This is a genomic window from Microtetraspora malaysiensis, assembly GCF_001528665.1.
GTDB lineage: Bacteria > Actinomycetota > Actinomycetes > Streptosporangiales > Streptosporangiaceae > Microtetraspora_A > Microtetraspora_A malaysiensis.
Map to the genome: position 1 here is coordinate 555,636 of NZ_BBYJ01000004.1, position 15,991 is coordinate 571,626.

General features: G+C 69.8%; 14 protein-coding genes. 7 read left to right on the forward strand and 7 right to left on the reverse strand.

Annotated elements, in window-relative coordinates; translation table 11 throughout:
• Positions 1 to 169: 169 nt before the first annotated feature.
• Positions 170 to 1,528: a hypothetical protein gene (locus tag AWQ71_RS02415; RefSeq protein ID WP_067125692.1), complete on the forward strand. Its 1,359-nt coding sequence runs from the start codon at positions 170 to 172 to the stop codon at positions 1,526 to 1,528.
• 145 nt (positions 1,529 to 1,673) lie between these two features.
• Here the strand turns inward: AWQ71_RS02415 and AWQ71_RS02420 are convergent, their stop codons facing one another.
• Both AWQ71_RS02420 and AWQ71_RS02425 read right to left on the reverse strand, forming a co-directional pair.
• Complete coding sequence (locus tag AWQ71_RS02420; protein ID WP_067125699.1) at positions 1,674 to 2,846, reverse strand: acyl-CoA dehydrogenase family protein; 1,173 nt, start codon at positions 2,844 to 2,846, stop codon at positions 1,674 to 1,676.
• Entirely contained in the window at positions 2,846 to 3,916 is a 1,071-nt protein-coding gene (locus AWQ71_RS02425) for an acyl-CoA dehydrogenase family protein (RefSeq protein ID WP_067125712.1), read from the reverse strand. Before AWQ71_RS02425 ends, AWQ71_RS02420 begins: the two co-directional genes overlap by 1 nt.
• Before the next feature lie 275 nt (positions 3,917 to 4,191).
• On the opposite strand from AWQ71_RS02425, the gene AWQ71_RS02430 reads away from it, so the two are divergent.
• Positions 4,192 to 4,851, forward strand: a complete 660-nt coding sequence (locus AWQ71_RS02430) for a TetR family transcriptional regulator (protein ID WP_174550660.1) — start codon at positions 4,192 to 4,194, stop codon at positions 4,849 to 4,851.
• A gap of 177 nt (positions 4,852 to 5,028) precedes the next feature.
• Entirely contained in the window at positions 5,029 to 6,189 is a 1,161-nt protein-coding gene (locus AWQ71_RS02435; RefSeq protein WP_067125720.1) for a steroid 3-ketoacyl-CoA thiolase, read from the forward strand.
• Between the two features lie 163 nt (positions 6,190 to 6,352).
• On the opposite strand, the gene AWQ71_RS42500 is transcribed toward AWQ71_RS02435, so the two are convergent.
• The 3 genes from AWQ71_RS42500 to AWQ71_RS41255 form a co-directional block, all read right to left on the reverse strand.
• On the reverse strand, positions 6,353 to 6,823 hold the full coding sequence (locus tag AWQ71_RS42500; protein ID WP_169806500.1) for a C40 family peptidase: 471 nt from the start codon (positions 6,821 to 6,823) through the stop codon (positions 6,353 to 6,355).
• Positions 6,824 to 7,661: 838 nt separating this feature from the next.
• Positions 7,662 to 8,975, reverse strand: coding sequence for an L-type lectin family protein (locus tag AWQ71_RS02445; RefSeq protein ID WP_157570134.1), 1,314 nt, complete (start codon positions 8,973 to 8,975; stop codon positions 7,662 to 7,664).
• Entirely contained in the window at positions 8,972 to 9,394 is a 423-nt protein-coding gene (locus tag AWQ71_RS41255) for a hypothetical protein (protein ID WP_157570135.1), read from the reverse strand. Before AWQ71_RS41255 ends, AWQ71_RS02445 begins: the two co-directional genes overlap by 4 nt.
• Positions 9,395 to 9,519: 125 nt before the next feature.
• Here AWQ71_RS41255 and AWQ71_RS02450 point away from each other — a divergent pair, with 125 nt between their 5' ends.
• A complete protein-coding gene (locus AWQ71_RS02450; protein ID WP_218001604.1) occupies positions 9,520 to 10,725 on the forward strand; it encodes a cytochrome P450 in 1,206 nt (401 codons plus the stop codon).
• A gap of 51 nt (positions 10,726 to 10,776) precedes the next feature.
• Here the strand turns inward: AWQ71_RS02450 and AWQ71_RS02455 are convergent, their stop codons facing one another.
• Positions 10,777 to 11,802: a GDP-mannose 4,6-dehydratase gene (locus AWQ71_RS02455; protein ID WP_067125748.1), complete on the reverse strand. Its 1,026-nt coding sequence runs from the start codon at positions 11,800 to 11,802 to the stop codon at positions 10,777 to 10,779.
• 297 nt (positions 11,803 to 12,099) lie between these two features.
• Here AWQ71_RS02455 and AWQ71_RS02460 point away from each other — a divergent pair, with 297 nt between their 5' ends.
• From AWQ71_RS02460 to AWQ71_RS02470, 3 genes are all read left to right on the forward strand, one after another.
• The gene (locus tag AWQ71_RS02460) at positions 12,100 to 13,344 is read left to right on the forward strand and encodes a glycosyltransferase family 4 protein (RefSeq protein WP_067125750.1); all 1,245 of its coding nucleotides are present in this window, start codon (positions 12,100 to 12,102) and stop codon (positions 13,342 to 13,344) included.
• 99 nt (positions 13,345 to 13,443) lie between these two features.
• Positions 13,444 to 14,157: a class I SAM-dependent methyltransferase gene (locus AWQ71_RS02465; protein ID WP_067125752.1), complete on the forward strand. Its 714-nt coding sequence runs from the start codon at positions 13,444 to 13,446 to the stop codon at positions 14,155 to 14,157.
• The gene (locus AWQ71_RS02470; RefSeq protein WP_067125754.1) at positions 14,154 to 15,212 is read left to right on the forward strand and encodes a prenyltransferase; all 1,059 of its coding nucleotides are present in this window, start codon (positions 14,154 to 14,156) and stop codon (positions 15,210 to 15,212) included. Before AWQ71_RS02465 ends, AWQ71_RS02470 begins: the two co-directional genes overlap by 4 nt.
• Positions 15,213 to 15,227: 15 nt before the next feature.
• On the opposite strand, the gene AWQ71_RS02475 is transcribed toward AWQ71_RS02470, so the two are convergent.
• Positions 15,228 to 15,857: a class I SAM-dependent methyltransferase gene (locus AWQ71_RS02475; RefSeq protein ID WP_067126182.1), complete on the reverse strand. Its 630-nt coding sequence runs from the start codon at positions 15,855 to 15,857 to the stop codon at positions 15,228 to 15,230.
• Positions 15,858 to 15,991: the final 134 nt, after the last annotated feature.

The following is a 15,991-nucleotide window of genomic DNA, read 5'->3' on the forward strand; positions in this document are numbered from 1 at the left end:
CGACCACCGACGCCTACGACGCCACGGCACGGAAGGCGCCATTGGTGACTCCAACTCGGTGGCGCGGCCGCGGATCACTCAGCTAATCTTCACCTCGTTCGAGTGCAGCCGTAGATCTCCACTGCCTGATTTGCTGCCCGACCATCGGCGTCCATGGAGGAAGGTCTACGTGCTGACACGTCGTCGTGCCCTGTTCACGCTCACCGGATCGGTGTTCCTGCTGGGCGGGTGCCGCTTACCCGGCGTACTGACCGGGGTGGAGAAGACGCGCGACGCCACGGACATGCAGGCCGACGTCAAGCGCTTCATCGAACGCCGCAACGCCGCGCTGCGCTCCGGTGACGAGCAGGCCTGGCTCGCGGACGTCGACACGTCCAACGCCGCACTGATGGCGAGCCAGAAGCTGCACTTCGCGAACCTGCGCAAGTTCAAGTGGGAGACCCTGCAGCTGTCCAGCGGACCTGGCAGCGGCCCGCTGGTCGCCGAGCCCCAGCGCCACACCAAGACGCTGCCGCAAAACGTCGACGGCTTCAAGGTCCGCCTGGTCTCCAAGATGGCCGGCATCGACCGGACCAGCAGCGCCAGCGATTTCATCTACCTGTTCGCGATGATGAACGGGAAGTACACGATGGTCGACATCGGGCCCGTCACCGACAACTACGAGCTGACCTACGACTCGCCGTGGGAGCTGACCCGGCTGACCGTCGCCAAGCGCGGGGACGTGGTGCTGGCCACGGACGGGTCGGTGCCCGATTTCGCCTCCTACGCCAAGGACGCCGCCCGGGCCAGCGCCGAGGTGCGCCGCGACTGGCTGGGCAACCCGGCGCCCGGCGGCTTCGTCCTGTTCCTGACCGCCAAGCCCGCCAGCTACAAGAAGTGGTTCGGCGCGGGCACGCCCACCTGGTCGGAGGGCGTGGAGATCCCCCTGCGCGGCGCCACCGCCGACAAGGTCGATGCCACCGGCCACTACGCGGGGTCCCGCATCGTGGTCAACATGGAGTCCGCCATCAAGTCGGACACTCCGCTGCTGGTGATGAAGCACGAGATCACCCACGCGATCACCGTGACGGTGCAGCCGGTCGACATCGAGCTCGGCCCGGTGCGCGGCGCCACTGGCACGGGGCTGAGCCTGTCCGCGCCCCGGTGGGCCATCGAGGGCTTCGCCCGCTACATCGAGCTCCGCGGGACCCCGGCGGCCGCCGACAGATGGGTGATCCGTGACGGCCTCACCAAGGGCCTGCTACGCGCGGACCTGCCCAACAACGAGCACTTCTACGATGACAAGTACCGCTCGTTCAACTACTCGCTGGGCTGGTCGGTGTTCCAGTTCATCGCCGAGGCCAAGGGCCACGCGACCGCGCTCAAGGTCTACCTGGGCCTGGTGACGAGGCGGAGCTTCGGCAACATGCAGGGCAGCGACGCGCTCTTCGACACGCTGTACCGCCTCAAGCTGCAGAGGGACGCGTTCGTGACCACGAGCAACTCCCTGTTCTGGCAGCAGTGGACCGCCTTCCTGCACAAGATGTGACGTCAGGCGAGCACGGCGTTGACCCCGGCCCTGGCCTCCTCCTGGACCGGGGCCAGGTGGCCGGCCCCCCTGAAGGGCTCGGCGTAGATCTTGTAGACGGCCTCCGTGCCCGAGGGGCGGGCGGAGAGGCCGGACGACGGGGCGCTCAGCGGGGCGGCTTGGGGAGCTGGAGGCCGAGCATCGCGATGAGCTCCCGCTGCACCTCGTTGACCCCGCCGCCGAAGGTGAGGACGAGGCCGCCCTTCACACCGCGGTCGACACGTTCGATCAGGTCGCGTGTCTCCTCGTCGCCCGGATCGCCGTACCGGGCGAGGGTGTCGCCGACGATGCGGCCGGCTTCCTGGATCCGCTCAGAGGAGTAGATCTTGGTGGCGGAGGCGTCGGGAGCGCCCAGCCACCCGAGGTCCATGTTGGCCGCCACCTGCCAGTTCAGCAGCTCATTGGTCCGGAAGTACGCGTACACCTGGGCGACCGCCCGCCGTACCGCCGGGTTCTCGATCAGGGGCCTGCCGTCGCGGCCGGACTTCTCCTTGGCCCACCGGAGGAACCGCACGTACGTGTGACCGATGTGCCCCGCCGGGCCGAGCGTGACCCGCTCGTGGTTCAGCTGGTTGACGATCAGGTCCCAGCCCTTGTTGACCTCCCCGACCACCATGTCCACCGGGACGCGGACGTCGCTGTAGTACGTCGCGTTCGTATGGTGCCGTCCGTCCATCGTGATGATCGGTGTCCAGGAGAAGCCGGGGTCGGCGCAGTCGGCGATCATCATGGTGATCCCCCGGTGCTTCTTCGCGGCGGGGTCGGTACGGGCGGCGAGCCAGACGTACTGCGCATGGTGCGCCCCCGAGGTGAAGATCTTCTGCCCGTTCACCACATAGTGGTCGCCATCCCTGACCGCCGTGGTCCGCAGCGAGGCGAGGTCGGTGCCCGCCTCCGGCTCGCTGTATCCGACCGCGAAGTGGCACTCGCCCGCCAGGATGCGGGGGAGGAAGAACTCCTTCTGCTCGGCCGTGCCGTACTGCATGAGGGTCGGGCCCACGGTGCCGACCGTGATGATCGGATATGGCACCTCGGCGAGGGCGATCTCGTTCGCGAAGATCTGCTGTTCCAGCGGGCCGTAGCCGCCTCCGCCGTACTCCTTGGGCCACCCGAGGCCCAGCTTGCCGTCCCGGCCGAGGTTTCTGCAGTGCTCCATGTACGCGGGCCCGAACGGATCTTTCGAGATCTTCTCGCGGTCATCCGGGGTGATGCAGCCCGCGAAGTATTCGCGCAGCTCGTCGCGGATCCGGCGTTGTTCCCGTGTGAGTTCGATGAACATCAGACCAGGGCTCCGATCAGGTCGAGCTGGGCCTCCGCGCCACCGAGCAGGTTGGCGGCGTGTTTGCTCCAGGCGAAGTAACGGTGCAGCGGGTAGGTCACGTCCAGCCCCATGCCTCCGTGCAGGTGCTGGCAGGTGTACAGGGCCCGCACCACGCTGTCCGACGCGGTGTACGCGGCGATCGCCAGGTCCTCCTCGGCGGGCAGCCCCTCGGCCAGCCGCCACACCCCCGACCAGACGGCCACGTCGACGGTCCGTGCCGCGATGTAGACGTCGGCGATCTGCATGCTCACGGCCTGGAACTCGGCCAGAGCCCGGTCGAACTGCCTGCGGGTCCTGATGTAGTCGGTGGTGAGTTTGAGCGCGCCCGCGAGGACCCCGGAGGCGGTCGCCGTGATCCCGGCGAGGGCGTGCAGCCGGAGCGCCTCGTAGGCGCGGCCGTCCGCCTCTCCCACGGGCTCGCCGGGCACATCGTCCATGGCGATCACCGCACCCGGCTCTCCCGTGGACAACGGCATGTCCTGTACGGCGACCGCGGCCGGATCGACCAGGAACAACCCGACACCCGCCCCCTCCACGTGGGCGGGCACCAGGATCCGTGACGCGGCGGCGGCCTGGGACACCATGCTCATCCGCCCGGTGATGCGACCGTCCCTGGCGGACGTCGCGGGTGGCTCCGCGAAGCCCGCGCCGGGTTCGCGCAGCCCGACCGTCAGCACCGCCGTTCCCTCGGCCAAGGGGGCGAGGGCCTCCTTCTGCGCGGCGGTTCCGTACCGGCCGATGGTGAGCGCGGCGACCAGGCTGGACAGCGCCGGCACCGGAGCGACGTGCGCGCCGACCTCCCGGAGGATCACCGCCATCTCGATCGGGCCGAGCCCCGCGCCGCCCGCCTCCTCCGGCAGACACACGCCCAGCAGTCCGGCCTGCGCCATCGCCGCCCAGATCTTCGAGTCGTACGGCAGGCCGGACGCCTCGTGCGCCTCGATTTCGGCGTGGGTCGCGGCGCGGTCGAGGACGTCCGCCGCGAGGGTGCGCAACTCCGTCTGCGTCTCGTCCAGATTGAAGTCCATCGGATCTCCAGGGGTCGTCGGATGGCGAACGTGTCAGCGAACCGGATCATGGTGGGTGGTGCTGTCCGAGCGCGGTTGTCTGGACCTCTCCGGCCGCCGCCTCCTCCACAGCCACTCCCCCGCAAAGTAGAACACGCTCTAATCCGTGTCCAGAGCACACTCTTTCTGATCTGTCAGGGCATCCGACGGAGCCAAGAAAGGCATGCAAGACCGAGCTTCGTTGTGACTGGTGAGTAACCGTCCAGGAGGGGGAAGAAGTCAGATAACGTGTTCTTATGCGTAGTCCGCATGCCGTCATCGAGGCCGCGACGCCGGTCCCGGAAGGGGCAGCCAGCGTGGAGAACCACCCGTCCGCCGCGACCACCCCCGGCGCCCGCACCCGTAGTCAGCTCCAGCGGCGCAAGCGCATCGTGCAGGCCGCGGCCGCCCTCGCATCACGCGGCGGCGTCGAGGCCATGCAGATGCGGACCGTCGCCGAGCGGGCGGGCGTCGCGCTTGGCACGCTCTATCGCTACTTCCCGTCCAAGATGGATCTCGTCGTGGCCGTCGTGGGCGAGGAGATCGATCTGCTGGAGTCGAGCATCCAGCGCCGACCGCCAAGCGCGCCGACCGCCTCGGGGCGCGCCGTCGACGTCCTGATGCGCGCCACCCGGGGACTGATGCGCGAGCCGGAGCTCGCCGACGCGCTGCTCCGGTCGCTGATCATGACCGAGGTGGAGACGCCGTTCGGCGACCGGATGGCCAGACTCCTGCTCCGCGTCGCCGGAGAGGGACTTACCGTCGAGCTGGCCACGGAGGACCAGCTCACCCTCGCGAACTCGCTCGCCAGCGTGTGGGTCCACGAGCTGCTCGAAATGCTCCGGGGGCTTCGGACCTACGAGCAGATCCAGCATCGGCTCGAAATCGTCTCCGCTCGCCTGCTGATGGACTTCTAGCCCACTCCCCCTCCCGCCCGAAACGGCCGGTGACCCGCGGAGATCGTTCCGCGGCCGGCGCCGTACGTCCGCCGCTCGGCACGGGCCGCCCACCGAACCGGCCCCGACCTTCCACCGAAATGTGGAACCAGTTACAGTCCCGAACTGGAACAAGGTTCTGAAACGGAGGAGGTCCCCGTGGGCACGCCGGTGATTGTCGAGGCGGTACGCACTCCGATCGGGAAGCGGAACGGTTGGCTCGCCGGCCTGAAACCGCAGGCCGTGCTGGCGACCACTCTCAAGGGGCTGGTCGAGAAGTCCGGCATCGACCCCGCGATCGTCGGCCAGGTCTTCGCGGGCTGTGTGACCCAGGCGGGCGAGCAGGGCGGGCACATCGGCCGACACGCCTGGCTCTACGCCGGCCTGCCGTACCAGACCGGCGTGACGACGATCGACGCCCAGTGCGGATCGTCCCAGCAGGCGGTTCACCTCGTGGCCGCGATGATCCAGGCCGGCGTCATCGAGGTGGGCATCGCCTGCGGCGTCGAGGTGATGAGCCGGCAGCCGTTGATGAGCAACGTGCAGCCCGCCCGGCCCCGGCCCGACGACTGGTCGGTCGACCTTCCCAACCAGTTCCAGGCCGCGGAGCGGATCGCGCAGCGGCGCGGCATCACCCGTGAACGTCTGGACGCCTTCGGCGCCCGGTCGCAGCGGCTGGCCGCCAAGGCATGGGCCGACAACCGGTTCGAGCGCGAAATCCTCCCGGTGGTCGCGCCCGTGCTCGACGGGGACGGCCAGCCGACCGGCGAGAACCAGACCGTCATCAGGGACCAGGGGCTGCGCGAGACCACGGTCGAGGGGCTCGCCCGGCTCCGCCCGGTGTTGGGCGAGGAGGGGCTGCACACGGCCGGCACGTCGTCGCAGATCTCCGACGGCGCGGCGGCCGTGCTGCTCATGAGCGAGGAGGCCGCCGCACGGCAGGGCCTGCGTCCGCGGGCGCGGATCCTGGCCCAGGCACTCGTCGGCAGCGAGCCCTACTACCACCTGGACGGGCCGGTGGACGCGACAGCCAAGGTGTTCGCGCAGACGGGGATGACGGCGAGCGACATCGACCTGTTCGAGGTGAACGAGGCGTTCGCCTCCGTCGTCCTGTCGTGGGCGTCCGTACACGGACCCGACATGGACCGCGTCAACGTCAACGGCGGTGCGATCGCGCTGGGGCATCCGGTCGGCGCCACCGGCTCCCGACTGATCACCACCGCGCTGCACGAGCTGGAGCGGTCCGACTCGTCCACCGCGTTGGTCTCCATGTGCGCCGGAGGCGCGCTCGCCACCGCCACGATCATCGAACGTCTGTGACATCCCCAACGTCTCCGCTTCCGGCCCTCGCCGCTCCATTTCCGACCTCGACCTCCACGCTTCCGGCCCCCTTCCTCCCCACCCCCGGTTCCTGACTCCTGGTCCGGGTTTCCGGTGCCCTGGCTCTCGTTCCGCTCAGGGCACCGGCTTCCCGGGCAGGGCGTCAGACGGGGCGGACCGCGCCGCGAAAAGTCGTCATGTAGTGACGGGAGCCGAGAACGTCCACCTTCTTGACGACGTCACCCGTCTTCGGGGCGTGGATCATCGCGCCGCCCCCGGCGTACAAGCCCACGTGAGTCGGGTCGCCCCGGCTCCCTCCGAAGAACATGAGATCGCCCGGGCGCACCTCATCGAGAGCGACCCTGTGGCCCTGCCGGAACTGCGTGCCCGTGTAGTGGCCGAGTTCGACCCCTGCTTTGGCCCATGCCGCCATCACAAGGCCGGAGCAGTCGAACCCGACCCGCGCCGCACCTCTGCCGACTCCCTTGCTCGGGCCACCGGCCGCTCCGCCACCCCACGTGTATGGCGTGCCGAGCCAGCTCTCCGCCGCCTTGACCGCGACGTCACCACGTGTCGCCAACGCCGGTTCGCCCTGGGTGCCGGTCGCCTTCGGACCGAGCTCTCCGGCCTTCACGGGCGGAGCTCCCGATGCCGCCGTGCCGTCTGCCGCTGCCTCACCGGCGGTCTCCACACAGTCCTCGAACTGGTCCGGACGGGGGGAGCCGGCGACACCGAGGAGCGCCCCCTCCCCCTCCGCCCGCTGTTCCCCGACGGCCGTCCTCGCGTCTGCGGGCAGAGCCGCGGAGTGCTGCGCCTGCCGTGTCCACACCTCCGTGTGGGCCAGGGCCACCCAGCGCTCGATCCAACGAACAAGGGCTTCACCGCTCGCTCCGATCGGGGGCCAACCGCCGACGAGAGGCCCGTCGCCGGTTGAGCGCCAGATCGGCACCGCGGTTCGTATGCCGACCACGCCCGCGACCCCGGCGCCTGCCGCCCAAGCGGTCTCCGTCCGGATGTCGCCTCCGCGCCGGCCGTCGGTTTCTTCCGGCCGTCGCCCGCGAGCGCCGGACCGCGATCGGCCGGTCGCGCCCTCCGGCGACCGGGCGCCGCTCTCGGGCCCACGTGGCAGCCCGGGTGGACCGCAGAGGCTCGGGACCGCCGTGTCACGCGCAGAAACCTTCGCGGTCTCCGTCGCCGGGCCGGTGACGGTCACTCCAGCGATGGCCGCGGTGCCGAGCTTGACGGCGAGCATGACGGGGATCATGTGCTCCTCCTGGGTCCGATCGACATCGAGACCCAGCATCGGAGCCGACGGCCCGGCCGCAGGAGACCGAAAGTGGTTCTGGGGATATCCAGAGGGATGTGGAAAACCCGCCCGGTCGGCCTTCTCCCTCACGAGGCGCGGGGAGAGACGGCGCGGGCGAACGCCGCCGGATACCGGCCGCGTCCGCCCTATGACCTCGGTGTCTACCTCAGCCGCGTGACCGGCTCCTGGAGGAGTTCCGGTTGTGCTGGTTCTGTCGCCCGGATGCCCGGTGCGACTGGTGCTGGGACTGCTTGGCCCGGGTCTGAACCGGCCTGTGCCTCGGACGATTTGCCGCGGCAGCGGCAGCGGCAGCGGCGGCGGCCGCTGCCTTCTCCTCCGGCGTCAGCGGCGGCCTCGGCGGCCGCGTTGGCTCCGGCTCGGGCTCGGGCTCCGGCTCGGGCTCCGGCGGCACCACGGTGGCGATCCGGAGGTTCCTGATCAGATGCACGTCGTTGAACAGCCCGGTGGAGGCGGTGAAGCCGAAGGAGTAGTTCGCGGGAACCGGCTCCGGAGCGTCGAAGGCGAGGACCGGCTGGAAGCCGTTGCCGTCGTTGAAGTCGATGGCCACCGTCACGACCGGGTCGGGCGACGGGGTGATGCGGATGTGCACCGTACGCCGGCTCGGCTCCAGATCCTCCACCGCCTGCTGCGGGTTGTTCGAGACCGCGGTCGTCGGCCCCTGCAGGTTACCGGGCAGGGTGGACGGCCACGGTCCGACGTCGGAGAAGTTCGAGGTCGTGGCGGTCAGGAAGCAGTATCCTTCGACTCCCTCGCCGGGGCCGCGCACCGTGACCATGTTCAGGCCGGGCGCGGGGACTCGGAAGATCGTGCCGGCCGGTGAGCGTTCCCCGGGGGGGCATCCGTTCCCGCGATGCTCCCAGTCTCCGAAATAGTTGCCCAGCACATCGAGCCCGACGCCGAGGTATCCCCCGGGCACCCCCGGAAGGAACGGGTTGGCGGGATTGTCGTCCGGGAGAAGCTGCGCGTATCCGAGGCTGCCGCCGAAGCCACCGGGCGCGATCTGCCGCCCGGCCTCGGCCAGGAAGAACCCGATGCCGTCGGCCGGCACGAGGGTGTCGCTCCCGTACTGCCACTGCTCGAAGGTCAGGTCCAGCCCGTCCCTGGACGGGATGGGCGCATCGAAGATGACGCCACCGCGCTGGTCGAGGTGCGCGTCGGTCAGTTGCAGGAACCCGAACGGCGCCGCGTTGCCCGGTGGCACCGGTCCATGCGGGTCGGAACGGCAACCGACCAGGTCGTGCGCGCCGATGGGAGGAACCCCGTTACGCGGTGCCCCGGTCAGACATGCCGACCCGAAGGCGACGAAACGCGGATCGGCGGTCGCGCCGGTGAAGGGCTCCTCGAATAGAACGGCCTGGCGGGCGGCTTCGGCTTGCCCTTCGAGCAGGGGCGGGGTCACCGCGGTGGCGACGAAGACCCCTGCCGCGGCCATGATGGCGCGAACAGGACGTTTGATCACAGAATGTCTCCCAGAAGGTGGGACCGCTTCTCCGGCGCGCCGACGCGCGACCACGGGAAGCGGTGATCGGCATGAGACCGGTCGGCGTGCCGATGCCGCCGCCGACCGCGAGCATCGGACCACGGGGAACGGGTGCGATATCGTCCGGACACACCTCGACCGGCGGCGATTTTGGGATACCCGACCCGAAGTTCCCTGCCGTTTACACCCGGCTTAACCGAAGCCGTATATACGGTGGAGATCACATAGCGCCGCCAGGCGATCGCGCGTCCGATCACCACGCGGAAGCGTTCAGCTCGCCCTTCCCACTCCGGCCCGCCTTGCCGAACCATCAGATCTCCGTAGCCGTACGGCCTGCCGGTACGGGCGTCGCGGTTGGCGCCCTTCCTTGACGGGCAGAGCACCGCGTAATAGAACACGTTCCAGAAAGGAAATCTGCCAAGCGTTTGATTGGGAGTGAACTCCCATGATGCGCGCGGCCGATCGCACCCCCGCCGACACGGCCCCCGACCTCCAGGCCATATCTCCCCAGTAGGTGACTCCTGTGCAAATCAACGTCGTCGACCAGGACTACTACGCGCGGCACGGCGTGCCGCACGAGCAGCTCAAATGGCTGCGGGACAACGCCCCGGTGTTCTGGCACGAGGGTGACGCCGAACTCGGCTGGCCGGGCTTCTGGGCGGTGACCAAGCACGAGGATGTCGTGCACGTCTCCCGGCACTCCGACCTCTTCTCCTCGGCACGCCGCCTGGCGCTCTTCAACGAGCTGCCGGAGGAGGAGCGGGAACTCCAGCGGATGATGATGCTCAACCAGGACCCGCCGGAGCACACTCGCCGGCGCTCCCTCGTCAACCGCGGCTTCACGCCCCGCGTGATCTCCCTGCTGGAAGAGCACATCCGCGACATCTGCCACCGTCTGGTCGACGAGGCCGAGGGCAAGTCCGACCTGGACTTCGTCACGGACATCTCCGCACCGCTGCCGCTGTACGTGATCTGCGAGCTCCTCGGCGCGCCGGTCGAGGACCGGGACAAGATCTTCGAGTGGTCCAACCGGCTCATCGGGGCCGAGGACCCCGACTACGCGACCACGCCCGAGGAGGGGCAGGCCGCCGCGGCCGAGGTCTACGCGTACGCCGGGAGCCTGGCGGCGGCCCGCAGGGAGGATCCGCGCGACGACATCGTCACCCGGCTCATCCAGCCGAACGAGGGCGGCGAGGTGCTGACCGAGGACGAGTTCAACCTGTTCGTCCTGCTGCTCATCGTCGCGGGCAACGAGACGACCCGCAACGCGGCGACCGGCGGGATGCTCACGTTCTTCCAGCATCCGGAGCAGTGGGCCCGGCTGGTGGCCGACCGGGCGATGGCCCGGACCGCGGCCGACGAGATCGTCCGCTGGGTGTCCCCCGTGAACCTGTTCCGCCGTACGGCCACCGCGGACACCGAGATCCGCGGGCAGAGGATCGCCGAGGGCGACAAGGTGGTGATCTTCTACGCCTCGGCCAACCGCGACGCCGGCGTCTTCGCCGACCCGGACGTCTTCGACATCGGGCGGGACCCCAACCCGCAGATCGGGTTCGGCGGCGGCGGAGCGCACTTCTGTCTCGGCAACCACCTGGCCAAGCTGGAACTCCGGGTGCTGTTCGAGGTCCTGTCCGAGCGACTCCCGAAGATCGGCCAGGCGGGCGAGGCGGCCCGGCTCAGGTCCAACTTCATCAACGGCATCAAGTCGCTGCCGGTCCACCTGCGCTGACAGCGGGCCCGGCGCTCCTCAGGGGCGGGAGCGCCGGGTCATCCCCCGAGATCAGGGCCAGGAGGAGTCCTGGTGGGGGTCGCCGCCTCCGGCGAGGAGGGCGACGTCGGCCTCCACCATCATGGCCACGAGCTCCTCGAACGAGACCGTCGGCTCCCAGCCGAGCTGCGTCCTGGCCTTCTTCGGGTCGGCACAGAGCAGGTCCACCTCGGCCGGGCGGTGCAGGGCCTGGTCGCACACGACGTACTGCTCCCAGTCCAGGCCCGCCGCGCCGAAGGCCGCCTCGACCAGCTCCCGCACCGAGTGCGTACGGCCGGTGCCGATCACGTAGTCCTCGGGCTCGGCCGCCTGGAGCATCATGTGCATGGCGCGGGCGTAGTCGCCGGCGAATCCCCAGTCGCGGCGCGCCTCCATGTTGCCGAGCCGCAGTTCGCCGGCCAGGCCGAGCTTGATCCGCGCGACGCCGAGGCTGACCTTGCGGGTCACGAACTCGGCTCCGCGCCTCGGCGACTCGTGGTTGAACAGGATGCCCGACACGGCGTACATGCCGTACGACTCGCGGTAGTTCTGGGTGAGGAAGTGCCCGTACGCCTTGGCCACGCCGTACGGCGAGCGGGGATGGAACGGGGTGCGCTCGTTCTGTGGAGTCTCGCGCACCTGGCCGAACATCTCTGAGGACGAAGCCTGATAAAAGCGGATCTGGCCGGATCCGGCGCCACGGGCCGCGGTGATCCCCGAGCAGACCCGGATGGCCTCCAGCACGCGGAGCACGCCCATCCCGGTGACCTCGGCGGTCAGCTCCGCCTGCTCCCATGACATCGGGACGAACGAGATCGCGCCCAGGTTGTACACCTCGTCGGGCCGGACCTTCTCCACGGCCGAGATCAACGACCCCTGGTCCAGCAGGTCACCGCGTACGAGCTTGACGTCCTGCAGCAGCTGGCGCACCCGCGAGACCCTCGGGTTCGCCTGGCCGCGCACCAGCCCCCAGACCTCGTATCCCTCATGCAGCAGGTGTTCAGCGAGATAAGAGCCGTCCTGGCCGGTGATGCCAGTGATCAGCGCACGCCTGGCCAAGGATCCTCCTCGCATCGGGGGGCACCCGAATTCTCCGAAGTCCGCAGAGATAGCGGAGAAAGCAGCTATGAGAGGCGAATGTACCGCTCTGACCCCATCTGAGCGCAGTCGCGACACGGACAGCAGACTAGAACCTGTTCCACCGAACCGCATTCGGGTAAGCTAACTGCGCACTTCGCGCCCGGTGAAGTCGCGAAGAGAGACCAATTTCACCTCCACTCCCCCTTGGTAGGGTCCGGAGGTTAAGGTCATCTTTATGGCAGCCCCAAGGGGGGCACAGCTGGAGAGGGGTGCCCCTTGGCGGAGAGCCTGCGAGTCGCGCTGCTGTCCTACCGCAGCAAGCCCACCTGCGGCGGTCAGGGGGTGTACCTGCGCCACATCAGCCGCGAGCTGGTCGCCCTCGGGCACCACGTCGAGGTCTTCTCCGGTCAGCCGTATCCCGAGCTCGACGAGGGCGTCATCCTCAACAAGGTCCCCAGCCTCGACCTCTACGACGACGCCGACCCGTTCCGCACGCCGAAGCTCCACGAGTACCGCGACTGGATCGACGCGCTCGAAGTGGCCACGATGTGGACGGCCGGCTTCCCCGAGCCGCTCACCTTCACCCTGCGGGCCTACCGCGAGCTCAAGAAGCGCCAGGGCGACTTCGACGTCGTCCAGGACAACCAGACCCTCGGCTACGGCCTGCTCGGGATCCAGAAGCTCTTCCCCGTCGTCGGCACCATCCACCACCCGATCAGCGTGGACCGGCGCATCGAGCTGCAGGCCGCCAAAGGCTGGAAGAAGCTCTCCATGCGCCGCTGGTACGGATTCGTCCGTATGCAGAGCATCGTCGCCCCCCGGCTCAGCCCGATCCTCACCGTCAGCGAGTCGTCCCTCGCGGACATCCACCGCGACTTCAACGTGCCGCAGTCCAACATGCGGCTGATCCCGCTCGGCGTGGACACCCGCTTCTTCCACCCCCGCCCCCACCTGCCGAAGCGGCCCGGCTCGATCGTGGCCGTCGCCAGCGCCGACTCCCCCATGAAGGGCGTCTCGACGCTGCTGCGCGCGGTCGCCAAGCTCGCCACCGAGCGCGAGGTGAACCTGACCGTGGTCAGCAAGCCCACCCCCGGCGGGCCGACCGAGAAGCTGGTCGCCGAGCTCTCCCTGCACGACCGGGTCCGGTTCCTGCACGGCATCTCGGACGAGGAGCTGGCCGAGCTGATCGCCACCTCCGAGGTCGCGGTCGTGCCCTCGCTGTACGAGGGCTTCTCCCTCCCGGCGGTGGAGCACATGGCCTGCGGCACGCCCCTGGTCGCCTCCAGGACCGGAGCGCTGCCCGAGGTCGTCGGGGACGCCGCCGTCCAGGTGACACCGGGCGACCCCGAGGAGCTGGCCGCCGTGCTGCGCCGCCTGCTCGACTCGCCGGAGGAACGCGCCGAGGTCGGCCACAAGGGCTACGACCGCGTGATGGAGCGCTACGCGTGGCCGGTCGTCGCCCAGCGCACCGTCGACGCCTACCGCGAGGCCATCGCCGCCCGTACGGCCGTCGCGTCCTAGGACCACGCCGCGCGCAACCGTCCCCGTCCCCCGTTCCGTGCCCGCGCCTGTTCCCGAAGCCGGACCGGATGCCCCCATGATCAGGAAAGGTAGGCAGGAGTGCTGACCGTCGACTTCGACCGGCTGCCCGTCGGGCCTGGCGACCGCGTTCTCGACCTCGGCGCCGGCGGCGGCCGGCACGCCTTCGAGGTGCTCCGCCGGGGCGCCGACGTGGTGGCGTTCGACATGGACGCGGCCGAGCTCGAAAGCGTCGCCGCGATGTTCTCCGCGATGGACAAGGAGGGGCAGATCCCCCCGGGTGCCTCCGGCGAGACCGTGGTCGGCGACGCGCTCGCCATGCCGTTCCCCGACGCGTCCTTCGACCGGGTCATCGCGGCCGAGGTGCTGGAGCACATCCCGGACGACACGGCCGCCATGCGGGAGATCGTCCGCGTGCTCAAGCCCGGCGGACAGGCCGCCATCACCGTACCGAGCTTCCTGCCCGAGCGCATCTGCTGGGCGCTGTCGGAGGACTACCACACCGCGCCCGGCGGGCACATCAGGATCTACACGCTGGCGGAGCTGCAGGCCAAGCTCAAGGCGTCCGGGCTGGAGGTCGGCTCCCACCACCACGCGCACGGCCTGCACTCGCCGTACTGGTGGATCAAATGCGCGGTGGGGGTGAACAACGACGACCACCCGCTGGCGAAGGCGTACCACGAGCTTCTCGTGTGGGACATCATGAAGCGTCCCGCCGCCACCCGGATCGCGGAGTCCCTGCTCAATCCGCTGATCGGCAAGAGCGTGGTCGTCTACGTCCGGAAGCCCGTATGAGCGTCCCCGCCGTCCCGGGAGTGATATCGGCGGATCAGGTGGTGGCCACCGCGCGCAGCATCGCGGCGGTCCAGGACGACGAGGGCGGCGTGCCGTGGCCCGAGGGCCACATCGACGCGTGGAACCACGTCGAGTGCCTGATGGCCATGACGGCGGCCGGGCTGCGCGACGAGGCCCGCCGGGGGTACGGCTGGCTCGCCCGCCACCAGCGGCGGGACGGCTCCTGGCCGATGAAGGTCGTGAACGGAGAGGCGGTCGAGAGGGGCGGCGAGTCCAACCACGCGGCCTACGTCGCCGTCGGGGTCTGGCACGACCTGCTCGTGACCGGCGACGAGGCGTTCGCGGCCTCCGCGTGGCCGATGGTCAGCCGGGCGCTCACCTTCGTCGTCGAGCTGCAGACGGCCCGCGGCGAGATCGTGTGGGAACGCGACGCGCACGGCGTTCCCGCGGCGTACGCGCTGCTCACCGGCTCGTCGTCGATCTACCAGGGGCTGCGCTGCGGCGTCCTGCTGGGCGAGCGGCTCGGCGACCCGCAGCCCGACTGGGAGCTGGCCGCCGACCAGCTGGGGCACGCGCTCGCCACGCATCCCGAGGCGTTCGCCGACAAGAGCCGCTTCTCGATGGACTGGTACTACCCGGTCCTCGGCGGCGCCGTACGGGGACCGGGTGGCGACAAGCGCCTCGCCGAGGAGTGGGACACCTTCGTCGTGCCGGGGCTGGGCGTGCGCTGCGTCTCCGACCAGCCCTGGGTGACCGGCGCCGAGTCCTGCGAGCTGGTGCTGGCCCTGGACGCGATGGGCGACCGTGAGCGGGCCCTGCGCGTCTTCGCGGACATGCAGCACCTGCGCCACGAGGACGGCTCGTACTGGACGGGCTGGCAGTTCGTGAACGAGAGGCACTTCCCGCACGAGCGCTCCGCCTACACGGCGGCCGCGGTGATCCTCGCGGCCGACGCGCTGTCCGAAGCCACGGCGGGGGCCTCGATCTTCCGCGACGCGGGCGCGTACGACGTCCACCTCACCGGCGACTGCGGCTGCGAGCACGCCCGCGCCTAGGGTCGTGTCCGGGCGTCAGATGCCCGGGGCGACGCGTTCGAGGACGCGCAGCGAGCCTTCGGCGCGGACCTCGGTGAAGGCGCCCGAGGCGAGGGCGCGCAGATAGACCCGGTACGGCGCCTGCCCTCCGGCCGCGGGGTCGGGATAGATGTCGTGGAAGACCAGCGCGCCGCCTTCGATCACATGCGGCGCCCATCCCTCGTAGTCCCGGGTCACGGGCTCTTCGGAGTGGCCGCCGTCGATGAAGAGCATGGCCAGCGGGGTGTTCCAGTGCCGGGCCACGGTCTCGGAGGCGCCCACGACGGCGACGACCTCGTCCTCCAGGCCGGCCGTGGCGATGGTGCGGCGGAAGAACGGCAGCGAGTCCATCTTCCCGAAGCATGGGTCCATCAGCGTGGGGTCGTGGTGGGCCCAGCCCGGCTGGATCTCCTCGGAGCCACGGTGGTGGTCCACCGTGAAGACGACCGACCCGGCCGCGCGAGCGCCGGCGCCGAGATAGACCGCCGACTTGCCGCAGTACGTCCCGATCTCGCAGATGGGGCCGCGCGAGCCGTACGCGTGGGCGAGCTCGAAGAGAACGAGACCCTCCTCCGGCGGCATGAACCCCTTGGCGCGCTCTGCCGCGTATCGCATATCCGCGGGCATCGTGACGGTGTTCACCGGTCGGCCACCTTCCGCATGGTTCGTCCTTCATGTACGGCTGTCGCCTGCAAGCCAGGGAGCCTAGCCCACAACGACCGGAACAAGGTTCGGGAGTCCCCTTGTCCGGCATGATGGAA

Coding starts and splice junctions, on each gene's coding strand:
- AWQ71_RS02430 (WP_174550660.1), top strand. CDS start 4,192: ATGCGTAGTCCGCATGCCGTCATCGAGGCCGCGACGCCGGTCCCGGAA.
- AWQ71_RS02475 (WP_067126182.1), bottom strand. CDS start 15,857: ATGCCCGCGGATATGCGATACGCGGCAGAGCGCGCCAAGGGGTTCATG.
- AWQ71_RS02420 (WP_067125699.1), bottom strand. CDS start 2,846: ATGTTCATCGAACTCACACGGGAACAACGCCGGATCCGCGACGAGCTG.
- AWQ71_RS02470 (WP_067125754.1), top strand. CDS start 14,154: ATGAGCGTCCCCGCCGTCCCGGGAGTGATATCGGCGGATCAGGTGGTG.
- AWQ71_RS02425 (WP_067125712.1), bottom strand. CDS start 3,916: ATGGACTTCAATCTGGACGAGACGCAGACGGAGTTGCGCACCCTCGCG.